We start from the raw sequence: 17,175 nt of genomic DNA on the forward strand, positions 1-17,175 counted from the left end.
TGCGCGACGTATTGAACTCATGGTAAATGACGCGGGCGCTGAGCGGGGTGTGCGGAGCGGCGAAGGCGCAGGCTGCGCCGTAACGTTTGGGTAACCCGAGGGCTCCGCGGCGCGCCATGTTGCGCGAAAGGCGGTTCGTAAGGTGTACTAACAAATATGACGATCGTGAACCGATATCCAGGCGTGCGCATCGGCCTCGACATCGGCGGCACGAAGATCGCCGGAATCGCGCGTGCCGATGACGGCGCGATCCTCGCCGACGTCCGCCAGCCGACCGGCATCGGCGGCGACGCCGTCATCGCGGGCATCCTCGACGCTACTCGTGCCCTCCGCGACCAGCTGCCCGGTTCTGACATCCGCTCGATCGGCATCGGCATTCCCGGGCTCGTCGACGCGAGCGCGGGGAGAGTGCTGCACGCAGTCAACCTGGGGGTGGAGTCGCTCGACATCGCGGCGCAGGTGCAGCGCGCGCTCGACCTGCCCTGCTTCGTCGAGAACGACGTCAAGGCCGCTGCCCTGGGTGCTGCGTCGTTGCGCGACGACAACACCCCGATCGCCTACCTCAACCTCGGCACGGGGGTCGCGGCCGGCATCGTCATCGACGGACGGATCTGGCGCGGGTCTCGCGGCATCGCCGGCGAGATCGGCCACCTTTCGGTCGATCCGCAGGGCCGCGTGTGCGGCTGCGGACAGCGCGGCTGCATCGAGACCATGTGCGGCGGGGGAGCACTGGCTCGCGCCTGGGCACGCGAGGTCGATCTGCCGGTGAAAGACATCCTCGACGCCGCGGATGCCGGTGACCCGACTGCGACCGTGCTGCGCGACGACCTGTTCCGCGGCGTGGCGGCGGCGGTGCGGGCGCTCGTGCTGTCGGTGGATGTCGAGAGCGTCGTGATCGGCGGTGGACTGACCGCTCTCGCCGAACGGCTCGAGCCCGGCATCCGCACCGCGTTGCGAGCAGATGCGGCAACGTCACCGTTCCTGGGGTCGCTGCACCTCGATGAGAGGATAGAGATGCTTCCGGCGGACTCGCCGGTGGCGGCCATCGGGGCCGCCTTGCTGGGCAGCGCACCTGCAGATACCACCGCACTCGACAAGGAGATCGTCCCCCATGGCTGAAGTCGTCATCCTCCCCAGCAAGGCCGAAGCAGGCGCGCTCATCGCCGACGAGATCGTTCGACTGATCGACACGGTCGCCGAGCCCGTGCTGGGGCTTGCCACGGGGTCGACTCCCTTGCCGGTCTATGAGGCATTGCGTGATCGCCTGGCCGGCCACGACGTATCGCACCTGCGTGGATTCGCGCTCGACGAGTACGTCGGCATCGATCCGGCCCACCCCGAGAGCTACCGTTCGGTCATCACCCGCGAGGTCATCGAACCTCTGGGGCTGGACCCCGATCGGATCCGCGTGCCCAACGGAGCCATCGAGAGCGTCGAGCACGCCGGCGCCGATTACGAGGCGGCGATCGCGGCCGCGGGCGGCGTCGACCTGCAGATCCTCGGGATCGGCACAGACGGCCACATCGGGTTCAACGAGCCCGGTTCGTCGTTCGCCTCCAGCACACGCGTCAAGACGCTCACCGAGCGCACCCGTGAGGACAACGCCCGGTTCTTCGACTCGATCGACGACGTGCCCCGGCACTGCGTCACCCAGGGGCTGGGAACGATCCTGCGCGCCAAGCACCTCGTGCTGCTCGCGTTCGGTGAGGGCAAAGCGCGCGCCGTGGCCGGGGCCGTTGAAGGGCCCGTCAGCGCGATCCTGCCGGCCTCGGCCATCCAGCTGCATCCGCATGTGACGGTCGTGCTCGACGAAGCCGCCGCCAGCGAACTGAAGCTTGCCGACTACTACCGCTACAGCTACGAGAACAAGCCCGCCTGGCAGGGCATCTGAGCCAGCACCGGCCCTCGGGCCGGCATCTGCTTCCGCTCAGCGCCACGCGAGCGGAAGCAGATGCTCCACGCTGAGCGGGGCGAGCGGAACGCTGTGCATATCGCCCGGGGCGAGCCAACGCAGCTCGGCCAGTTCGGCCTGCACGACGACGTCCGAAGATTCCGCCCGCAGCGCGAATGCCTCGGCGACCACGCGGTGATCGGGCTCGTTGGCCGCTGCCGAAACGAACCTTCCCAGCGGCTGCAGCGCCGTCTCGTCGACCCGCAGAGCGAGCTCCTCCTCCAGTTCCCGAATGAGCGTCTGCGCGGCGGTCTCGCCGGGTTCGGGCTTGCCACCGGGCTGCATGAACCGGGTGGTGCCGTGCTTGCGCACCACGAGTGCGTGGCCGGCGCGGTCGACGATCACCGCGGCGCTGACGTGGATATCAGGCATCGAACACCTTTCCCGGGTTGAGGATTCCTTGTGGATCGAACACGCGCACGATATCGCGTTGCAGCTGCCATTGGTCAGCACCCAGTTCCTCGGCCAACCAGCGGCTCTTCAGCATGCCGATGCCGTGTTCACCGGTGAGGGTGCCGCCCAGCCGCACCGCCGTGCGGAAGAGATCGTCGGCGGCGGCCCAGACGTGATCGGGTACGTCCTCGCCGTCGAAGATGAAGTTCGGATGCAGGTTGCCATCGCCCGCATGCGCGACGGTCGGGATGCTGACGCCGTGCTGTTGCTCGATCCGCTCGATCTCGTCGAACATCGCCGCCATCGCGCTGCGCGGAACAGCGACGTCCTCGATCAGCGTCGTGCCAAGCGCGGCCATCGCCGGGTGCATGGAGCGGCGCACGCGCAGGAGTTCCTCGCCGGCATCCGGATCATCCGTGACCGCGACAGTGCCGCCGGACGCTTCGAGCACGTGTGCGATCGCGGCAGCCTCGTCGCGTGCGGCCGAGCCATCGGTCTGGATGGTCAGCTGCGCGGATCGCGCGGCTGGTAGCGGCATCCCCAGCAGATCGTGGACGGCGGCTAGCGCCGTGGCGTCCATGAGCTCCATGATCGACGGCTGCACGCCGGCGGCCGTCACTGCGGCCGCGCCCGCTGCCGCAGCGCTCACTGTCGGGAACGAAGCCGTGAGCGTGCAGACGACGCCCGCAGGGCGCCGGCGTAACTTGAGCGTCGCACCCACGATGACGCCCAGTCGGCCTTCGGAACCGATCGCCAGCGAGGTCAGATCCAGGCCTGTGACGCCCTTCACCGTGCGGTGGCCGAGGCGCAGCATCCGTCCGTCGGCGAGCACCAGATCCACCCCGAGCACCGCATCGCGCACGACGCCGTACTTTGCACACAGCAGGCCGCCGGCACCGGTGGCGATGTTGCCGCCGACCGTGCTGATCTCGCGGCTGGCAGGGTCGGGCGCCCACCACAGGTCGTGGTGTGCCAGATGCGCGTTCAGGTCGGCGTTGAGGATGCCCGGCTCGACGACCGCGATGAGATCATCGGGCCGTACTTCGAGGATGCCGGTCATCGCCGCTGTCGACAGCACGATCTCGCCGGGGCCGGCGTTCGCGCCGCCCGCGAGGCCCGTACCCGCACCGCGGGCCACGACCGGGGTATCGGTCTGCGAGGCGATGCGCATCGTGCGCTGCACATGGTCGACGGTTCTGGCATGCACCACGGCCAGAGGGCGCCCGGCAGAACGATGTCCGCTACGGTCGGCCCTGGCGGCCTCGAGCGCGCCGGACGTCGTATCGACGATATCGCCGAGTTCGGTCCGCAGCAGCGCGACGACGTCGGTCATGGCGACGCGGGGATCAGCGGAAGGCGCGGCGCCCGGAGATGACCCCCGTTGCGACAGCCACCACGGCGAAAGCGATGCCGATCCACGTGGAGCCCATCGACCACCATGCCAGCGTGACACCCACGTAGATCAGCAGTTCGACCAGGGCGCGCAGGAACGGGTGCAGACGCAGCACGGGCTTCGATGAGAGCACGAGCGCCCACAGCACCAGCACGATCAGCGGCGCACCGATGCCGACGACGATGCTCCACGGCATCGCCCACGTGGCGAAGCCCCACAGGGCGAGGCTGGCAAGGGCTGCCAGCAGCACGAGCACGCGGATGATGTCGAGCGGGGTGACGTTCGGGCGGGTCACACCGGCTTCGGTGGCGGGATCCTGGGACATGAGTCCAGTCTATTCGGCGGGCGCGCTGGCCCACGCCGATGCCGGGTGAGCGGTCGCTACCGGCGGAGGGCGCTCTCGATCGTGAAGTACGTCCACTCGCCAGGCTCGCCGTCGATGACGTAGCGCAACCCGAGTTCGGTGCCGAACGCGAGCTGCAGGCCGTTCGGACGCAGATCGATCAGGCCCTCGCCGTGGCCGTCGAGGACGATCTCATCGCCTCCGCCGGCGCGGCCACCCATCCACGCCTGCACGACGGCGTTCGGGGTGCCGCTGATGGACAGGACGTAGTGGGTCCTCAATGCGTCGTCGACCCAGACCTCGCGCTGACCGTCCCACACGATCGGTGCGAGATCCTGCTCTGGCTCGGGTACGGGGGTTGGCGTTGGGGTTGGCGTTGGCGTTGGCGTTGGCGTCGGTGGGGCCGTCGGTGTGACGGTCGGCTTCGGCGTGACTGTCGGTGTCGGCTTCGGCGTGACCGTGAGGGTGGGTGTCGGCTTCGGCGTGACTGTCGGCTTCGGCGTCACGGTGGGAGTGGGCTCGGGCGTGACCGTCGGAGTCGGCTCGGGTGTGACCGTCGGAGTCGGGCTCGGCTCGGGTGTGACCGTCGGCTCCGGGCTCGGGTCGGGCGCGGGGGCCGTCTCGGGCGCGGCGGGTTCGCTGGTGGTGGTCTCGTCGGCCGGAGGCGCAGCCTCGACGCCCGGCAGGGGCGACGGCGCCGCCGGCGGCTCGTCGTCGACCTCGATCACCAGCGGGTTCTCAAGTGGCCTCGATGTGTCGGGGTTCACCTCGGAAGTGATCGCCGACGAGTCCGACAGCGAGGCGCTCGGTGAAGAGGTGGCGCTGCCCGCCGACGTCAATGCGGGCACTACCGCGACAGCGGCGACGACGCCGGCGACGACCAGCGCGGCCGAACCCGCACCGACCAGTGCGCCGATTCCGGCGACGGAACCCGCACCCGCGCCAGTGCTGCCGGAGCCCGCGGCTCCCGCAGCTTCGGCGCCGCCCATGCTCGGCGGTACCGCGCCCGCCCCGGAGATCGTCGGTGCACCGACACTTGATGTCGTCCCGCCGATTGTGGCGACATCCACCACACCCGCGGGCATCGCGGCCAATGCGACGATCGGCGCACCGCCACCCTGCAAAGTGGCGAGGTAGCTGGAGGCGGCGCCAGCGCCCAGTACGAGCGGAAGGATGACGATCGCCAGGCGCCCGGAGACGTCCTTCGCCTCGGCGGCGACGATGATGCACCGCGTGCACGAGGCGAGGTGCGCGTCGATACGCTGCTGCGCACGCGGTCCGAGATTGCCGCGTGAATGAGCGCCGAGGTGTTCGATCGTCCACTGGCACTCGGAGCCCTCAGCGACGCTGCGCAGATGCGCTTGGATCCACGCTTCGCGCAGGCCCTCCCGCGCGCGGAAGGTCAACTGGGAGACCGCGCCGGCGGTCATCCCGAGCAGAGGTGCGATCTCGGCCGGCTTCATCTGCTCGATCTCGGAGTACCAGAGCACTTCCTGCCAGCGCGAGGGAAGCGACCGGAACGCTTGAGCAGTCAGCCCGCGATCCAACGCTTCATCGGCGGCCGAGTCGGTACTGTGCGGATCGACGACCGCGTCCATCTCATCGATGGGAACCTCGCGGCGGGAGCGCCCCCATGCCGCCGCGGTGTTGCGGATGCTGGTGAACAGGTACGCGCGGAACGACCCATTCGGGCCGCCGCCCTTGAGGATCGCCTGGTAGATGCGGGCGTAGGCCTCTTGCACCAGATCGTCCGGGTCGATCGATGACGTCACCGACCGTGCCACGGTCAGGCCGGACATGTGGTGTCGTCGCCAGAGTTCCGCGAATGCCTCGGTGTCGCCCGATCGCGCACGCAACACCAGGTCTGCATCGGCGGATGCCGAATGATCGGCTTTCTGGTCTCCCACTTGATGTCCTCACCACGCGCCTATCGGAACGCGCTCACACGAAGAGACGCGTGAAGTGTCGTTTCATCACGCGTCCTCCCAATTCTGGCCACAAACGATCAGCGAAACCAACCCTGTGGAGAACTCCCCAACCGGGCAGCGGAACTTTCTCGAGAAATTTGTTGGGACCCGCGTAATGAACCCGATACAGCGGCGTCTCATTACTCGGAGCGAACTGCAGCACCACCGGGGGGCGGCGTTGCAGCATCGATGCACGGGGTATCGCATCGATGACCCGGTCCGGGCCGAAGACCTCGGGGGAGGAGCCTTCGGTCCGACCGGCTCCTGGGGACGCGAGGCCGCCGTGCTGGGGAGTACGGCGGCCCGAACCCCGTTCTCTCAGCAAGAGCGCGTCGGCGCCGCTCCGACCCAGACGCCCTGCACGTCGAACCCGTCGCTCATCAACACCGCATCGGCGACGAAGCCCGGCTGCAACGTTCCCAGCGAAGCGCCGTATCCGATCGCGCCGGCAGGCGTCGATGTGAGGGCGCGGACGGCCTCGGCCAACGGCACACCCGCGGCGACGGCGTTGCGCAGCGCCACGTCCTGCGTCAGCGTCGAACCCGCGATCGAACCGGTGTCGTCGGTGCGGGCGACGCCGTCCTTCACCGTGACCTTCACCGCGCCGAGGTCGTAGTGACCGTCGGCGCTACCGGCCGCCGCCATCGCATCGGTGATCAGCGCCACGCGACCTGGCGCGACGTCGAACAGCAGCTTGATGATGTTCGGGTGCAGGTGGATGTTGTCGGCGATGCCCTCGAGCACCACGCGGTGATCGGCCGCGGCAGTGATGACCGGCCCCGGCGTGCGGTGGTGAATGCCGTTCATAGCGTTGAACGCGTGGGTCAGGATCGATGCGCCCGCCTCGAAGGCCGCGCGTGCGGCATCCGCATCCGCGTCGGTGTGACCGATCGCGGCGACCGCGCCCGACGCGACGATCTGACGGACCGCGTCGAGGCCACCGGGCAGCTCCGGCGCGATCGTGACCTGACGCACCGTCCCGCGGCCGGCCTCCAGCAGGCGCGCCACGTCGGCCGTCTGCGGGTGGCGCAGCAGTGACGGCTCGTGCGCGCCCTGATGGCCGGGATCGAGGAAGGGGCCCTCCAGGTGGCTACCGAGGATCTCGGCATCCGACTCGGCGAGATCGGCGATCACGGCGGCCTGCTGCGCGAGCGCGTCGACGCTCGCGGTCACCAACGAGATCACGGCACGCGTCGTGCCGTGCGCGCGGTGCATCTTCCGGCCGGTGCGGATCGCCTCGGCGCCGTCGTCATAGGCGGCGCCGGCGCCACCATGACCGTGGATGTCGATGAATCCAGGGCACAGCAGCGCACCCGGACCGGCGACCGACACAGCATCGACCACGTCGTCCGCATCGGTCCAGTCCGTTCCCGTGCCGCGGGCGGCGACGTGGCCATCCTCGAAGCGCACCCACGCGTTCTCGGTGATCGAACCATCTCCGTCGACCAGGCGTGCGGAATGGACGACCCGCGATCCGCGGAAGTCGGTGGTCGGGGTCATCAGGAGCTCCAGTCGATCTCAGCTGCGCGGTGGAAGTGGATGCCGTCAGCCTGCCACAGCGGAGCCATTGCTCCCAGTCGGGTACGGAACGAGTCCCAGGTCAGCTGCGGCGATCCCGCGGGCGTCCATGCGCGCTCGGCGACGGCCGCGATGCGCGGGTAGATCAGCTGATCTGCGTCTTCGAAGGTGCGCACCGTCTCGGTCCACAGCGGTCCCTCGATGCCGAGGATCGCCTCGTCGGGCACATCGAGCATGTCGGTCGGTTCCCACTCGTACGAGCGGCGCACGTCGATCAGGCCCGCCCAGGCCAGGCCCAGCGGGTAGTCGGCGTCGTACTTCATATCGAGGTAGATCGTGTCGGACGGCGACAGGATCAGCCCACCGCCGCGCGCGACGAAATGCGCCGCCTCGGACGCGTGCAGCTCGGACGGCTTGAGGGCACCCCAGAAGTGGCCGACCGTGCCCGTGGCGATCTCGGCGGCAGCGCCGGCCTCGTGCCACGCGACCGGAGTCTTTCCGATCTGCTGCACAATCGCCGTCGCGCGCTCGACGAAGTACGCGAAGTCCTCGGCCGAGGTGCCCAGCGACTCGTCGCCACCGATGTGCAGGTACGGGCCGGGGGTGATCTCGGCGAGCTCGGTGAGCACGTCGCGCACGAAGTCGTACGTGCGCTCGTCGCGGATGCGCACGCTGGAGTGGCCCACGCCCCAGCCGGTGAACGGCTCGCCGCGCACGGGCAGCTGCTGCCCCCACGCCTCGGTGGCGCGCACGAGCTCGTCGTTGAGCACAGGCTCTTCGACGAGATCCGGGTAGGCGACGCCGATCGCGTGTGTGTGGCCGGGCAGGTCGATCTCGGGAACGATCGTGACATGCCGCGATGCCGCGTGGGCGACGATCTCGCGGTAGTCGTCCTTCGTGTAGAAGCCGCCGGCGTCGCCGTTGGCAGACGTCGTCGAGGCCTTCTCTGCCAGCAGCGGCCAGGCATCGATCTCGATGCGCCAGCCCTGGTCGTCGGTGAGGTGCAGGTGCAGGTGGTTGAACTTCAGCGCGGCAGCGCGGTCGATGACGGTCTTGACCTCGTCGACGGGGAAGAAGTGGCGGGTGACATCGAGCATCACACCGCGGTAGGCGAAGCGGGGGGCATCCGACACCTCGGCGCGCTGCCATCCCCAGCCGTCCTCGCCCTCGCGCAGCAGCTGCAACAGGGTCTGGACGCCGTAGAACAGACCGGCCGCATCGGCGCCGACCACCTCGATGGTCTCGGCGACGCGCAGCGTGTAACCCTCGGCGGCGGCCACTGCCGGGTCGACCCGCAGAGCGATCGTGGTCGCGGCGTCATCGGTGGCATCCGACGTGGTGAGGCGGGTGCCGGTACGGCGCTCGACGGCGTCGATCAGGGCGGCGGATGCTGCCTCGCACCCGTGCGCGATGGTGCCCGGCGTCAGTGCGAGGCGCCCCTCTCCGGCCGTGGCCGAGATCGGGGAGGGGATCAGGGGGAGGGAATCTGGAAGGGCCATGAACAAAACCTATCGGTTCACGGGAAACGCGCAACGGTCTAAGTCCGGCCGATCCGCTAGACTCATGTGCGTCGCGACTGGCGTCTGGGTGGGTCACCACCGGGGAGCGACCTCATGGGATTCGACCGCGCGCCTGGGCCGATGAGGAACATTCCCTATTTCCCCTGTGAACAGGAGACTGCCATGACCGACCGCTACTTCGACGCCCCGCTCGCCGAGGTCGACCCCGAGATCGCCGAGGTTCTCGAGCGCGAGCTGAACCGCCAGCGCACGTACCTCGAGATGATCGCCTCTGAGAACTTCGTGCCCGTCTCGGTTCTGCAGTCGCAGGGCTCGGTGCTCACCAACAAGTACGCCGAGGGCTACCCCGGCCGCCGCTACTACGGCGGTTGCGAAGAGGTCGACGTCGCCGAGTCGCTGGCCATCTCGCGTGCCAAGGAGCTCTTCGGCGCCGAGTTCGCCAACGTCCAGCCCCACTCGGGCGCGACGGCCAACGCGGCCGTGCTGCACGCCATCGCCCGTCCCGGCGACACGCTGCTGGGCCTGTCGCTCGACCACGGCGGCCACCTCACCCACGGCATGAAGATCAACTTCTCGGGTCGGCTGTACGACATCGTCGCGTACGGCGTCGACCCCGAGGCCTCGAAGATCGACATGGACGAGGTGCGTGCGCTCGCCATCGAGCACAAGCCCAAGGTGATCATCGCCGGCTGGTCGGCGTACCCGCGCACGCTCGACTTCGCCGCGTTCCGTGAGATCGCCGATGAGGTCGGCGCACTGCTCTGGGTTGACATGGCCCACTTCGCCGGTCTCGTCGCCGCGGGCCTGCACCCCAACCCGGTGCCGCACGCGCACGTGGTCTCGTCGACCGTGCACAAGACGATCGGTGGCCCTCGCTCGGGCTTCATCCTGACGAACGACGCCGACATCGCGAAGAAGATCAACTCGGCTGTCTTCCCCGGTCAGCAGGGCGGTCCGCTCATGCACGTCATCGCCGCCAAGGCGACGGCGTTCAAGATCGCCGGTTCGCCGGAGTTCAAGGAGCGTCAGGAGCGCGTGCTGCGCGGTGCGTCGATCATCGCCGACCGGCTGTCGCAGCAGGACGTCAAGGACGCCGGTGTCGCGGTGCGCTCGGGCGGCACCGACGTGCACCTCGTGCTGGTCGACCTGCGTGACGCCGAGATCGACGGCAAGCAGGCCGAAGACCTGCTGCACGAGATCCACATCACCGTCAACCGCAACGCGGTGCCCAACGACCCGCGCCCGCCGATGGTCACCTCGGGGCTGCGCATCGGCACGCCGGCGCTCGCCACGCGCGGCTTCGGCGACGCCGAGTTCACCGAGGTCGCCGACGTGATCGCCCTGGCGCTGCAGCCGGGTGCCGACATCGACGCGCTGCGCGCCCGCGTGGACGCTCTCGCGGTGGCCTTCCCGCTGTACCCCGACCTCCAGCAGTAACCCCCTCTCGTTCCCTCCCCGCGAGGGCCCGTCCCGCCCCACGAGGGGTCAAGAAACGTCGCCTGGGCATGCCCGGACCAGACGTTTTCTGACCCCTCGTGGGAGGGGACCCCTCGTGGGAGGGGAGGGAACGGCCGTGAAAGGAACCGTGACATGACGGCGAAGACCCTCGACGGCAAGGCCGCTGCGGCCGAGATCAAGAGTGAGCTGACCGAGCGCGTCGCGGCGCTGCGTGCCCGCGGCATCGTGCCCGGCATCGCCACCGTGCTGGTGGGGGCCGACCCGGCCTCGCAGCTCTACGTCGGCATGAAACACCGCCAGTCTGAGGCGATCGGCATGAACTCCATCCAGCGCGAGCTGCCGGCGGATGCCACCCAGCAGCAGGTCGAAGCGCTGATCGATGAGCTCAACGCCGACCCGGCGTGCCACGGCTACATCGTGCAGCTGCCGCTGCCGAAGCACCTCGACACCGATGCCATCCTCGAGCGCATCGACCCGGCCAAGGACGCCGACGGTCTGCATCCGACCAACCTCGGCCGGCTGGTGCTCAACGTCAACGCGCCGATCCACACACCGCTGCCGTGCACGCCCCGCGGCGTGATCGAGCTTCTCGTGCGCAACGGCTACGACTTCTCGGGCAAGCACGTCGTCGTCGTCGGTCGCGGCGTCACGATCGGCCGGCCGATGGGGCTGCTGCTCACGCGGCGCGACGTCAATGCCACGGTCACCCAGGTGCACACCGGCACGCCGGATATGGCGCCGTACCTGCGGATGGCCGATGTGATCGTCGCCGGCGCGGGGGTCAAGCACCTCATCCGCGCAGCCGACGTCAAGCCCGGCGCCGCCGTGCTTGACGTGGGAGTGACCCGTGAGGATGACCCCGAGACGGGCAAGTCGAAGGTGTACGGCGACGTGCATCCCGACGTCGCCGAGGTCGCCGGATTCCTCTCGCCCAACCCGGGCGGTGTCGGCCCGATGACCGTCGCGCTGCTGATGACGAACGTCGTCGAGGCCGCCGAGCGGGCGTAGCGAGACGCCGTACGCGCCGCCGCGGCGCGGCGTGCGTCACCCCAGGTCGTCGAGCATCCGACGCTGTTCGGGTGTCAGCCCGTCGGCGAGCTCCTCGCGCCCCGCGCGGGTCGCGGGGGAGTCGGGAGCGGGAGCGTCGGATGCCGGAGACGGGCGGCGCCCGGTGATCTTCGCCGAGGTCGCGTCGTAGATCTGGCCCGCCTTCGCGCGGAACCGGTCGTCGAGGCGGTCGTAGACGACCCAGCCGATCAGCAGCAGCACGGGCGGGAGCACCCAGCCCCAGAAGAATCCGCTGACGCGCACACCGCTCAGCAGCACGGTCACGATCCACACGATCAGCTCGACGGCGAACACGCTGGCGTACTGCACTGCCTTCTCGCCGAGCTTCGTGCGCTCATGCGCTGACTTCGCGACGCCCTTGCGGAACGCCGCGCGCAGCGCGGGTTTGATCAGCAGTGCGGCGGCGGTGAGCACGACGGCGGCCCACAGGGCGTGCCAGCCCACGCTCACGCTCGGCAGCAGCAGACCGAGCAGCAGCAGCGCCGCCGCGTTGAAGACGTAGAGTGCACCGAACCGGATGATCGCGTTGCGCATGCCTCCAGGGTCGCACATCCGCCGGTTCAGGCGCCGGTGAGTGTGCTCTCGATGCCGGAGATGCGGGCGTGCTCGTCGAACCGGAATGTGGCGGTGCCGGTGGCATCCGATACGACGGCCGCCGAGAACGACTCATCGGCCCACTCGAGTCGCCACCCGGCCAGACGCGAGAGATCCCAGACGGAGGCCCGCGGATCGCGCATCGTCAGGCCGGCGAGCACACGGGGGAGCGCCTGCACCGCGGTGCTGACGCTCAACGTCGGTACCGCAGCGTCGAGCAGGATCACCGCGCGCGTGTCTCCGACGTTGGCGATGTAGTACGGCGACAGTCCGGTGATCTCGACGGCCGCGCCGCCGACCAGGTGCGCGACCGATGACAGCACGGAGTCTCCGTCATCGCCGTCGGGCAGAGCGACCTCGCCTGCCGTGAGCTCGGCGATGCCGTGCTGCTCGCCGTACGTCCGTAGGCGGTCGGCCACGGTGGTGTCGTAGCTTTCGGGGAGTGCCCACGACCACATCAGCGAGCGGGGGCCCGGTGCGATGGAAGCGATCAGGTGCGGCGTCGCCTGCAGAGTGCGCGACGGGTCGGCATCGGCGGCGAAGGTGAACACTCCTGCCGAGAGGTCGACGCTCCAGCGGTGCTCGCCCAGGTCGTCGACGGCGGCGACCAGCTGGTCCTGCCGGAGGGCCGTGAACAGGGCGGCGCGGTCGGCGAGGGCGCGCAGGGTGTCGAAGTTCATGTCTCCAGTGTGCGTGTCGAGGCTGTGCGATGCCAAAGCCGCAGCCGTGAATTCGCTATGGTCTTTGAGGCACGGACACGTGTGCCCAGAGACAAAGGAGTAGCTGTCATGCACACGACGCAGACACGCCCCGGCAAGCGCAGCTTCATGCGCCCCATCAACAGGTTCCTCGAACAGTGGATTCCCTCGGCGCTGACCTTCGCGATCGTCCTGACGTTCATCGTCGCCATCCTCGCGATGACACTGACACAGACGAGCCCTGTCGACGTCGTCGTCAGCTGGGGCGACGGTCTGGCGGGCCTGCTGGCCTTCATGACCCAGATGTGCCTGATCCTGCTGTTGGGGTACATGCTCGCCAACACCGGCCCCGTGCGCAAGCTGCTCGGCTGGCTCGCCCGAGTGCCCAGCAACGCGGCGTTCGCGTACGTCTTCGTCTTCATCGTCGCGGCCCTGGCCTGCCTGATCACCTGGGGGCTGGGCCTCATCGTCGGCACCCTGCTGGCCCGTGAGGTCGCCGTACAGGCACGCAAGCGCGGCATGAAGGTGCACTTCCCGCTGCTGGTGGCCGCCGGCTACTCGGGCTTCGTCGTCTGGCACATGGGCTACTCGGGTTCGGGCCCACTGACCGCAGCGACGCCGGGATCCTTCCTTGCACCGGCTCTGAACGACGAGGTCATCCCCGTCACCGAGACGCTGTTCTCGACGTGGAACCTGCTGGCCGCCGTCAGCGTGATCGTCGTCTGCTCGCTGCTGTTCTTCCTGATCCGTCCGCGCAAGGACGACCCGATCTTCGAGCTGCCGGTGCACGTCGGCTCTGAGGAGCATGATGAGGCCGACGACCAGGTCGTCACCCCCGCCGACCGCGTCGACGCGTCGCGCATCCTCACCCTCGCGCTCGGTGCGGCGCTCGCCGTCTACCTCGTCGTGCACTTCGTTCAGGGCGGCACGCTGACCCTCGACATCGTCAACTGGTCGTTCCTGGCGCTGATCCTGCTGCTGGTGCGCAACCCCTTCGAACTGATTCACCTGACCAAGAAGGCCGCATCGAACGTCGGCGAGATCCTCGTGCAGTTCCCGCTGTACGCGGGCATCCTGGGCATCATGGCCGGCTCGGGGCTGATCGAACTGTTCTCGAACTCGTTCGTCGCGATCGCCACTCCGGTCACGTTCGGCGTGCTGGCGTTCCTGGCCGCCGGTGTCGTGAACTTCTTCGTGCCCTCGGGTGGCGGGCAGTTCGCCGTACAGGGGCCGATCATGCTCGATGCCGCCGACCAACTGGGTGTCGACCCCGCGGTGGCCGTCATGGCGGTCGCCTACGGCGACCAGTGGACGAACATGATCCAGCCGTTCTGGGCGCTGCCCGTGCTGGCGATCGCCGGTCTGAAGATGCGCGACATCCTCGGGTACACCTTCGTGACGCTGCTCGGCTCGGGCGTGGTGCTGATGACCGTACTGGTGCTCGTCAGCCTCTGATCGCCGCGGCGCACATGCGCCGTATACGTCACATGCTCGGCACCGTCACGGTGCCGAGCATGTGACATACAGGGAGAAGGTCAGTACGCGTCGGACTCGGCATCGGATGCCGGGATGAACCGCGCCGCCAGAGCCTCAGAGCCGCGTGCGAGCAGGGTCACGTCGGCGCCGACCGTGACGAAACGGGCGCCGGCGTCGAGGTAGGCGTCGGCCGCGGCGGGGTCGAAGGCGTTCACGCCCACGTACTTGCCCGCGGCGCGCACCGCCGCGAAGACCCGGTGCACGGCGGCGACCACATCGGGATGCCCCTGCTGACCGGGGACGCCCATCGACGCGGCCAGATCGGCCGGGCCCACCAGCACGCCGTCCACGCCGTCGACGCCGGCGATCTCGGCGGCGGCGTCGACGGCATCCGCCGATTCGATCTGCACGAACAGCGACACCGTCTCGGAGGCGTTGGGCACGTAGCCGACGACGCGGCCCCAGCGGCCGCTGCGGGCGAGCGCAGAACCCACCCCGCGCACGCCCTCGGGCGGATAGCGCACCGCCGCGACGGCGGCGCGTGCCTCGTCGGCCGACGCGACCATCGGCACCAGCAGATTCTGTGCGCCGGTGTCGAGAACCTGCTTGATGATCACCGCATCGTTCACCGGTACGCGCACCACACAGGTGGTCGGGTAGGCGGCGATGGCCTGCAGCTGCTGCTGCACGGTCGTGAGCGTGTTCGGCCCGTGCTCCATGTCGATCATCAGCCAGTCCAGACCCGAACCAGCGCAGATCTCGGCGTTCAACGTCGAGCCGGCGCTCAGCCACATACCGATCAGCGGCCGGTTGGCCTGCGCGAGCGCCTCGCGGAAGGTCGGTTCTAGACGAAGCGGCATTCGATCGTTCCCATCTCGCGGTAGTCGCAGAGCACGGTGTCGCCGCGCTCGACCCACATCGGGCGTGTGAACGATCCTGCCAGGATGATCTCGCCCGGCTCCAGGCGCGCGCCGTGCTGATGGAACTTGTTCGCCAGCCACGCCACACCGGTGGCCGGATGCCCGAGCACACCCGCCGCAACGCCCGTCTCTTCGATCTGGCCGTTGCGCGAGAGCACGCCGGGCACCCAGCGCAGGTCGATCTCGTCGGGGCGCAGACGCACATCACCCAGCACCATCGCCCCGTACGCGGCGTTGTCGCTGATCGTGTCGACGATCGTGCGACCCTCCAGCTCGATGTGCGAGTTGAGCACTTCCAACGCGGGCACCGCGTAATCGATCGCCGCGAGGGCGTCATCGAGCGTGCAGTCGGGGCCTTCGAGCGGCTGCTTCAGCACGAACGCCAGCTCGACCTCTATACGCACGTTCGAGAAGTCGTCGAACGGGATCTCGGATCCCGTTGCGTAGACGGTGTCATCGAACATCACGCCATAGTCGGGCTCGGTGATGCCCGTCGCCTGCTGCATGGCCTTCGAGGTGAGCCCGATCTTGCGCCCCACCAGACGGCGTCCGGCAGCGACCTGCGAGTCGCGCCAGACGCCCTGGATGGCATAGGAGTCCTCGATGGTGGCATCCGGATACCGTGCCGTGATCCGCGGGATCACCCCGCGGGTGCGTTCGGCCTCGGCGAGCTCCGCCGCCAGTGCTGCGATGGTCTCGGCGGGCAGCGTCACAGCTGGTGTCCGAGCTTGTACTCGCCCTGCTTCCACTCGGGCATCGACTTCTCGCCCTCATCGGGGCGGGTGTACGAGAACCCGTCGGCGCCGATCGTGACGGCCATCTCGCTGCTGTCGGTACGCGCGATCACCGGCTGCGGGTTGCCGTCGAGGTCGAGCACGAGCGAGGCGTCGGTGTACCAGCTGGGAACCACCGGGGTGCCCCACCAGTCGCGGCGCTGGTTGTCGTGAACGTCCCACGTGATCACCGGATTGTCGGGGTCGCCCGTGTAGTAGTCCTGGGTGTAGATCTCGACACGGTGCCCGTCGGGGTCGCGCAGGTACAGGTAGAACGCGTTGCTGACGCCGTGGCGGCCGGGGCCGCGCTCGATGGCATCCGATCTGCGCAGCGCGCCGAGCTTGTCGCAGATCGCGAGGATGTTGTGCTTCTCGTGCGTCGCGAAGGCGACGTGGTGCATGCGGGGGCCGTCGCCGCCGGTCGCGGCTGTGTCGTGCACCGTGGGCTTGCGGCGCATCCACGCCGCGTACACGGTGCCGGACTCGTCCTGGATGTCTTCGGTGACGCGGAAACCGAGGTCCTGGTAGTGGCGCACCGCGCGCGGCACGTCGGGGGTGACCTGGTTGAAGTGGTCCAGACGTACCAGCTCACCCGGGGTGTGCAGGTCGTAGCGCCACGACAACCGCTCGACATGCGTGGTCTCGAAGAAGAACTCGTACGGGAAGCCCAGCGGGTCTACGACGCGCACCGAGTCGCCGATACCGAGCACGAACCCCTCGGGGTTGCGGCGCACATCGCAGCCGAGCTCGGTGTAGAACGCCACTGCCCGGTCGAGGTCCTCGGCGCTGCGCACCCGGTACGAGAACGCGGCCACCGCGGCAATGGGCCCCTTGCGCAGCACCAGGTTGTGGTGGATGAACTCCTCGGTCGAGCGCAGGTAGATCGCCTCATCGTCCTCGGCGGTGACGTACAGGCCGAGCACGTCGACGTAGAACTCGCGCGACGCGGCGAGGTCGGTCACGACGAGTTCCATGTACGCGCAGCGCAGGATGTCGGGCGGGGTCGACGCGGGCGTCGCCACCGGGTTATCGCTGTTGATGGGTGCCTCCTGGCTGACGGAGAAGCCAGAGGAGGTGAGGGTCTTCGCGGTCTTGTCGGTCAT

At 68.9% G+C, this 17,175-nt stretch carries 16 protein-coding genes and 1 riboswitch; of the genes, 5 read left to right on the forward strand and 11 right to left on the reverse strand.

Features of this window, described 5'->3' with window-relative positions; genetic code table 11:
* Nucleotides 1-165: 165 nt before the first annotated feature.
* On the forward strand, nt 166-1,119 hold the full coding sequence (locus tag PTQ19_RS03895; RefSeq protein ID WP_274368530.1) for an ROK family protein: 954 nt from the start codon (nt 166-168) through the stop codon (nt 1,117-1,119).
* The gene (locus PTQ19_RS03900) at nt 1,112-1,891 is read left to right on the forward strand and encodes a glucosamine-6-phosphate deaminase (RefSeq protein ID WP_274368531.1); all 780 of its coding nucleotides are present in this window, start codon (nt 1,112-1,114) and stop codon (nt 1,889-1,891) included. The genes PTQ19_RS03895 and PTQ19_RS03900 overlap by 8 nt, the downstream gene beginning before the upstream one ends.
* Before the next feature lie 36 nt (nt 1,892-1,927).
* Here PTQ19_RS03900 and PTQ19_RS03905 read toward each other — a convergent pair whose 3' ends face one another.
* From PTQ19_RS03905 to PTQ19_RS03930, 6 genes are all read right to left on the reverse strand, one after another.
* The gene (locus PTQ19_RS03905; protein WP_274368532.1) at nt 1,928-2,323 is read right to left on the reverse strand and encodes an NUDIX hydrolase; all 396 of its coding nucleotides are present in this window, start codon (nt 2,321-2,323) and stop codon (nt 1,928-1,930) included.
* The gene (locus PTQ19_RS03910) at nt 2,316-3,677 is read right to left on the reverse strand and encodes an FAD-binding oxidoreductase (protein WP_274368533.1); all 1,362 of its coding nucleotides are present in this window, start codon (nt 3,675-3,677) and stop codon (nt 2,316-2,318) included. Before PTQ19_RS03910 ends, PTQ19_RS03905 begins: the two co-directional genes overlap by 8 nt.
* Before the next feature lie 13 nt (nt 3,678-3,690).
* The gene (locus tag PTQ19_RS03915) at nt 3,691-4,062 is read right to left on the reverse strand and encodes a YrdB family protein (RefSeq protein ID WP_274368534.1); all 372 of its coding nucleotides are present in this window, start codon (nt 4,060-4,062) and stop codon (nt 3,691-3,693) included.
* A gap of 56 nt (nt 4,063-4,118) precedes the next feature.
* Complete coding sequence (locus tag PTQ19_RS03920; RefSeq protein WP_274368535.1) at nt 4,119-5,987, reverse strand: sigma-70 family RNA polymerase sigma factor; 1,869 nt, start codon at nt 5,985-5,987, stop codon at nt 4,119-4,121.
* 378 nt (nt 5,988-6,365) lie between these two features.
* A complete protein-coding gene (locus tag PTQ19_RS03925) occupies nt 6,366-7,547 on the reverse strand; it encodes an N-acetylglucosamine-6-phosphate deacetylase (RefSeq protein WP_274368536.1) in 1,182 nt (393 codons plus the stop codon).
* A complete protein-coding gene (locus tag PTQ19_RS03930; RefSeq protein WP_274368537.1) occupies nt 7,547-9,064 on the reverse strand; it encodes a family 20 glycosylhydrolase in 1,518 nt (505 codons plus the stop codon). The genes PTQ19_RS03925 and PTQ19_RS03930 overlap by 1 nt, the downstream gene beginning before the upstream one ends.
* A gap of 63 nt (nt 9,065-9,127) precedes the next feature.
* Nucleotides 9,128-9,210: riboswitch (ZMP/ZTP riboswitch) on the forward strand.
* A 37-nt stretch (nt 9,211-9,247) separates the two neighbouring features.
* On the opposite strand from PTQ19_RS03930, the gene glyA reads away from it, so the two are divergent.
* Both glyA and PTQ19_RS03940 read left to right on the forward strand, forming a co-directional pair.
* The gene (gene glyA / locus PTQ19_RS03935) at nt 9,248-10,522 is read left to right on the forward strand and encodes a serine hydroxymethyltransferase (protein ID WP_274368538.1); all 1,275 of its coding nucleotides are present in this window, start codon (nt 9,248-9,250) and stop codon (nt 10,520-10,522) included.
* A gap of 153 nt (nt 10,523-10,675) precedes the next feature.
* Entirely contained in the window at nt 10,676-11,551 is an 876-nt protein-coding gene (locus PTQ19_RS03940; RefSeq protein WP_179411510.1) for a bifunctional methylenetetrahydrofolate dehydrogenase/methenyltetrahydrofolate cyclohydrolase, read from the forward strand.
* 36 nt (nt 11,552-11,587) lie between these two features.
* On the opposite strand, the gene PTQ19_RS03945 is transcribed toward PTQ19_RS03940, so the two are convergent.
* Together PTQ19_RS03945 and PTQ19_RS03950 are read right to left on the reverse strand one after the other, a co-directional pair.
* Nucleotides 11,588-12,145: a hypothetical protein gene (locus PTQ19_RS03945; protein ID WP_224817427.1), complete on the reverse strand. Its 558-nt coding sequence runs from the start codon at nt 12,143-12,145 to the stop codon at nt 11,588-11,590.
* 26 nt (nt 12,146-12,171) lie between these two features.
* Nucleotides 12,172-12,885, reverse strand: a complete 714-nt coding sequence (locus PTQ19_RS03950; protein ID WP_274368539.1) for a DUF6882 domain-containing protein — start codon at nt 12,883-12,885, stop codon at nt 12,172-12,174.
* A gap of 108 nt (nt 12,886-12,993) precedes the next feature.
* On the opposite strand from PTQ19_RS03950, the gene PTQ19_RS03955 reads away from it, so the two are divergent.
* Entirely contained in the window at nt 12,994-14,358 is a 1,365-nt protein-coding gene (locus PTQ19_RS03955; protein ID WP_224817429.1) for a short-chain fatty acid transporter, read from the forward strand.
* A gap of 80 nt (nt 14,359-14,438) precedes the next feature.
* Here the strand turns inward: PTQ19_RS03955 and PTQ19_RS03960 are convergent, their stop codons facing one another.
* From PTQ19_RS03960 to hpaD, 3 genes are read right to left on the reverse strand one after another with little or no spacing between them, the layout of a single operon-like run.
* Nucleotides 14,439-15,239 (reverse strand): HpcH/HpaI aldolase family protein, encoded by an 801-nt coding sequence (locus tag PTQ19_RS03960; protein WP_274368540.1) that lies wholly within the window; start codon nt 15,237-15,239, stop codon nt 14,439-14,441.
* Nucleotides 15,224-16,006: a fumarylacetoacetate hydrolase family protein gene (locus PTQ19_RS03965; protein WP_274369025.1), complete on the reverse strand. Its 783-nt coding sequence runs from the start codon at nt 16,004-16,006 to the stop codon at nt 15,224-15,226. The genes PTQ19_RS03960 and PTQ19_RS03965 overlap by 16 nt, the downstream gene beginning before the upstream one ends.
* Before the next feature lie 2 nt (nt 16,007-16,008).
* The gene (hpaD, locus tag PTQ19_RS03970; protein ID WP_274368541.1) at nt 16,009-17,175 is read right to left on the reverse strand and encodes a 3,4-dihydroxyphenylacetate 2,3-dioxygenase; all 1,167 of its coding nucleotides are present in this window, start codon (nt 17,173-17,175) and stop codon (nt 16,009-16,011) included.

Origin of the sequence: Microbacterium esteraromaticum, assembly GCF_028747645.1 — a bacterium.
Classification (GTDB): domain Bacteria; phylum Actinomycetota; class Actinomycetes; order Actinomycetales; family Microbacteriaceae; genus Microbacterium; species Microbacterium esteraromaticum_C.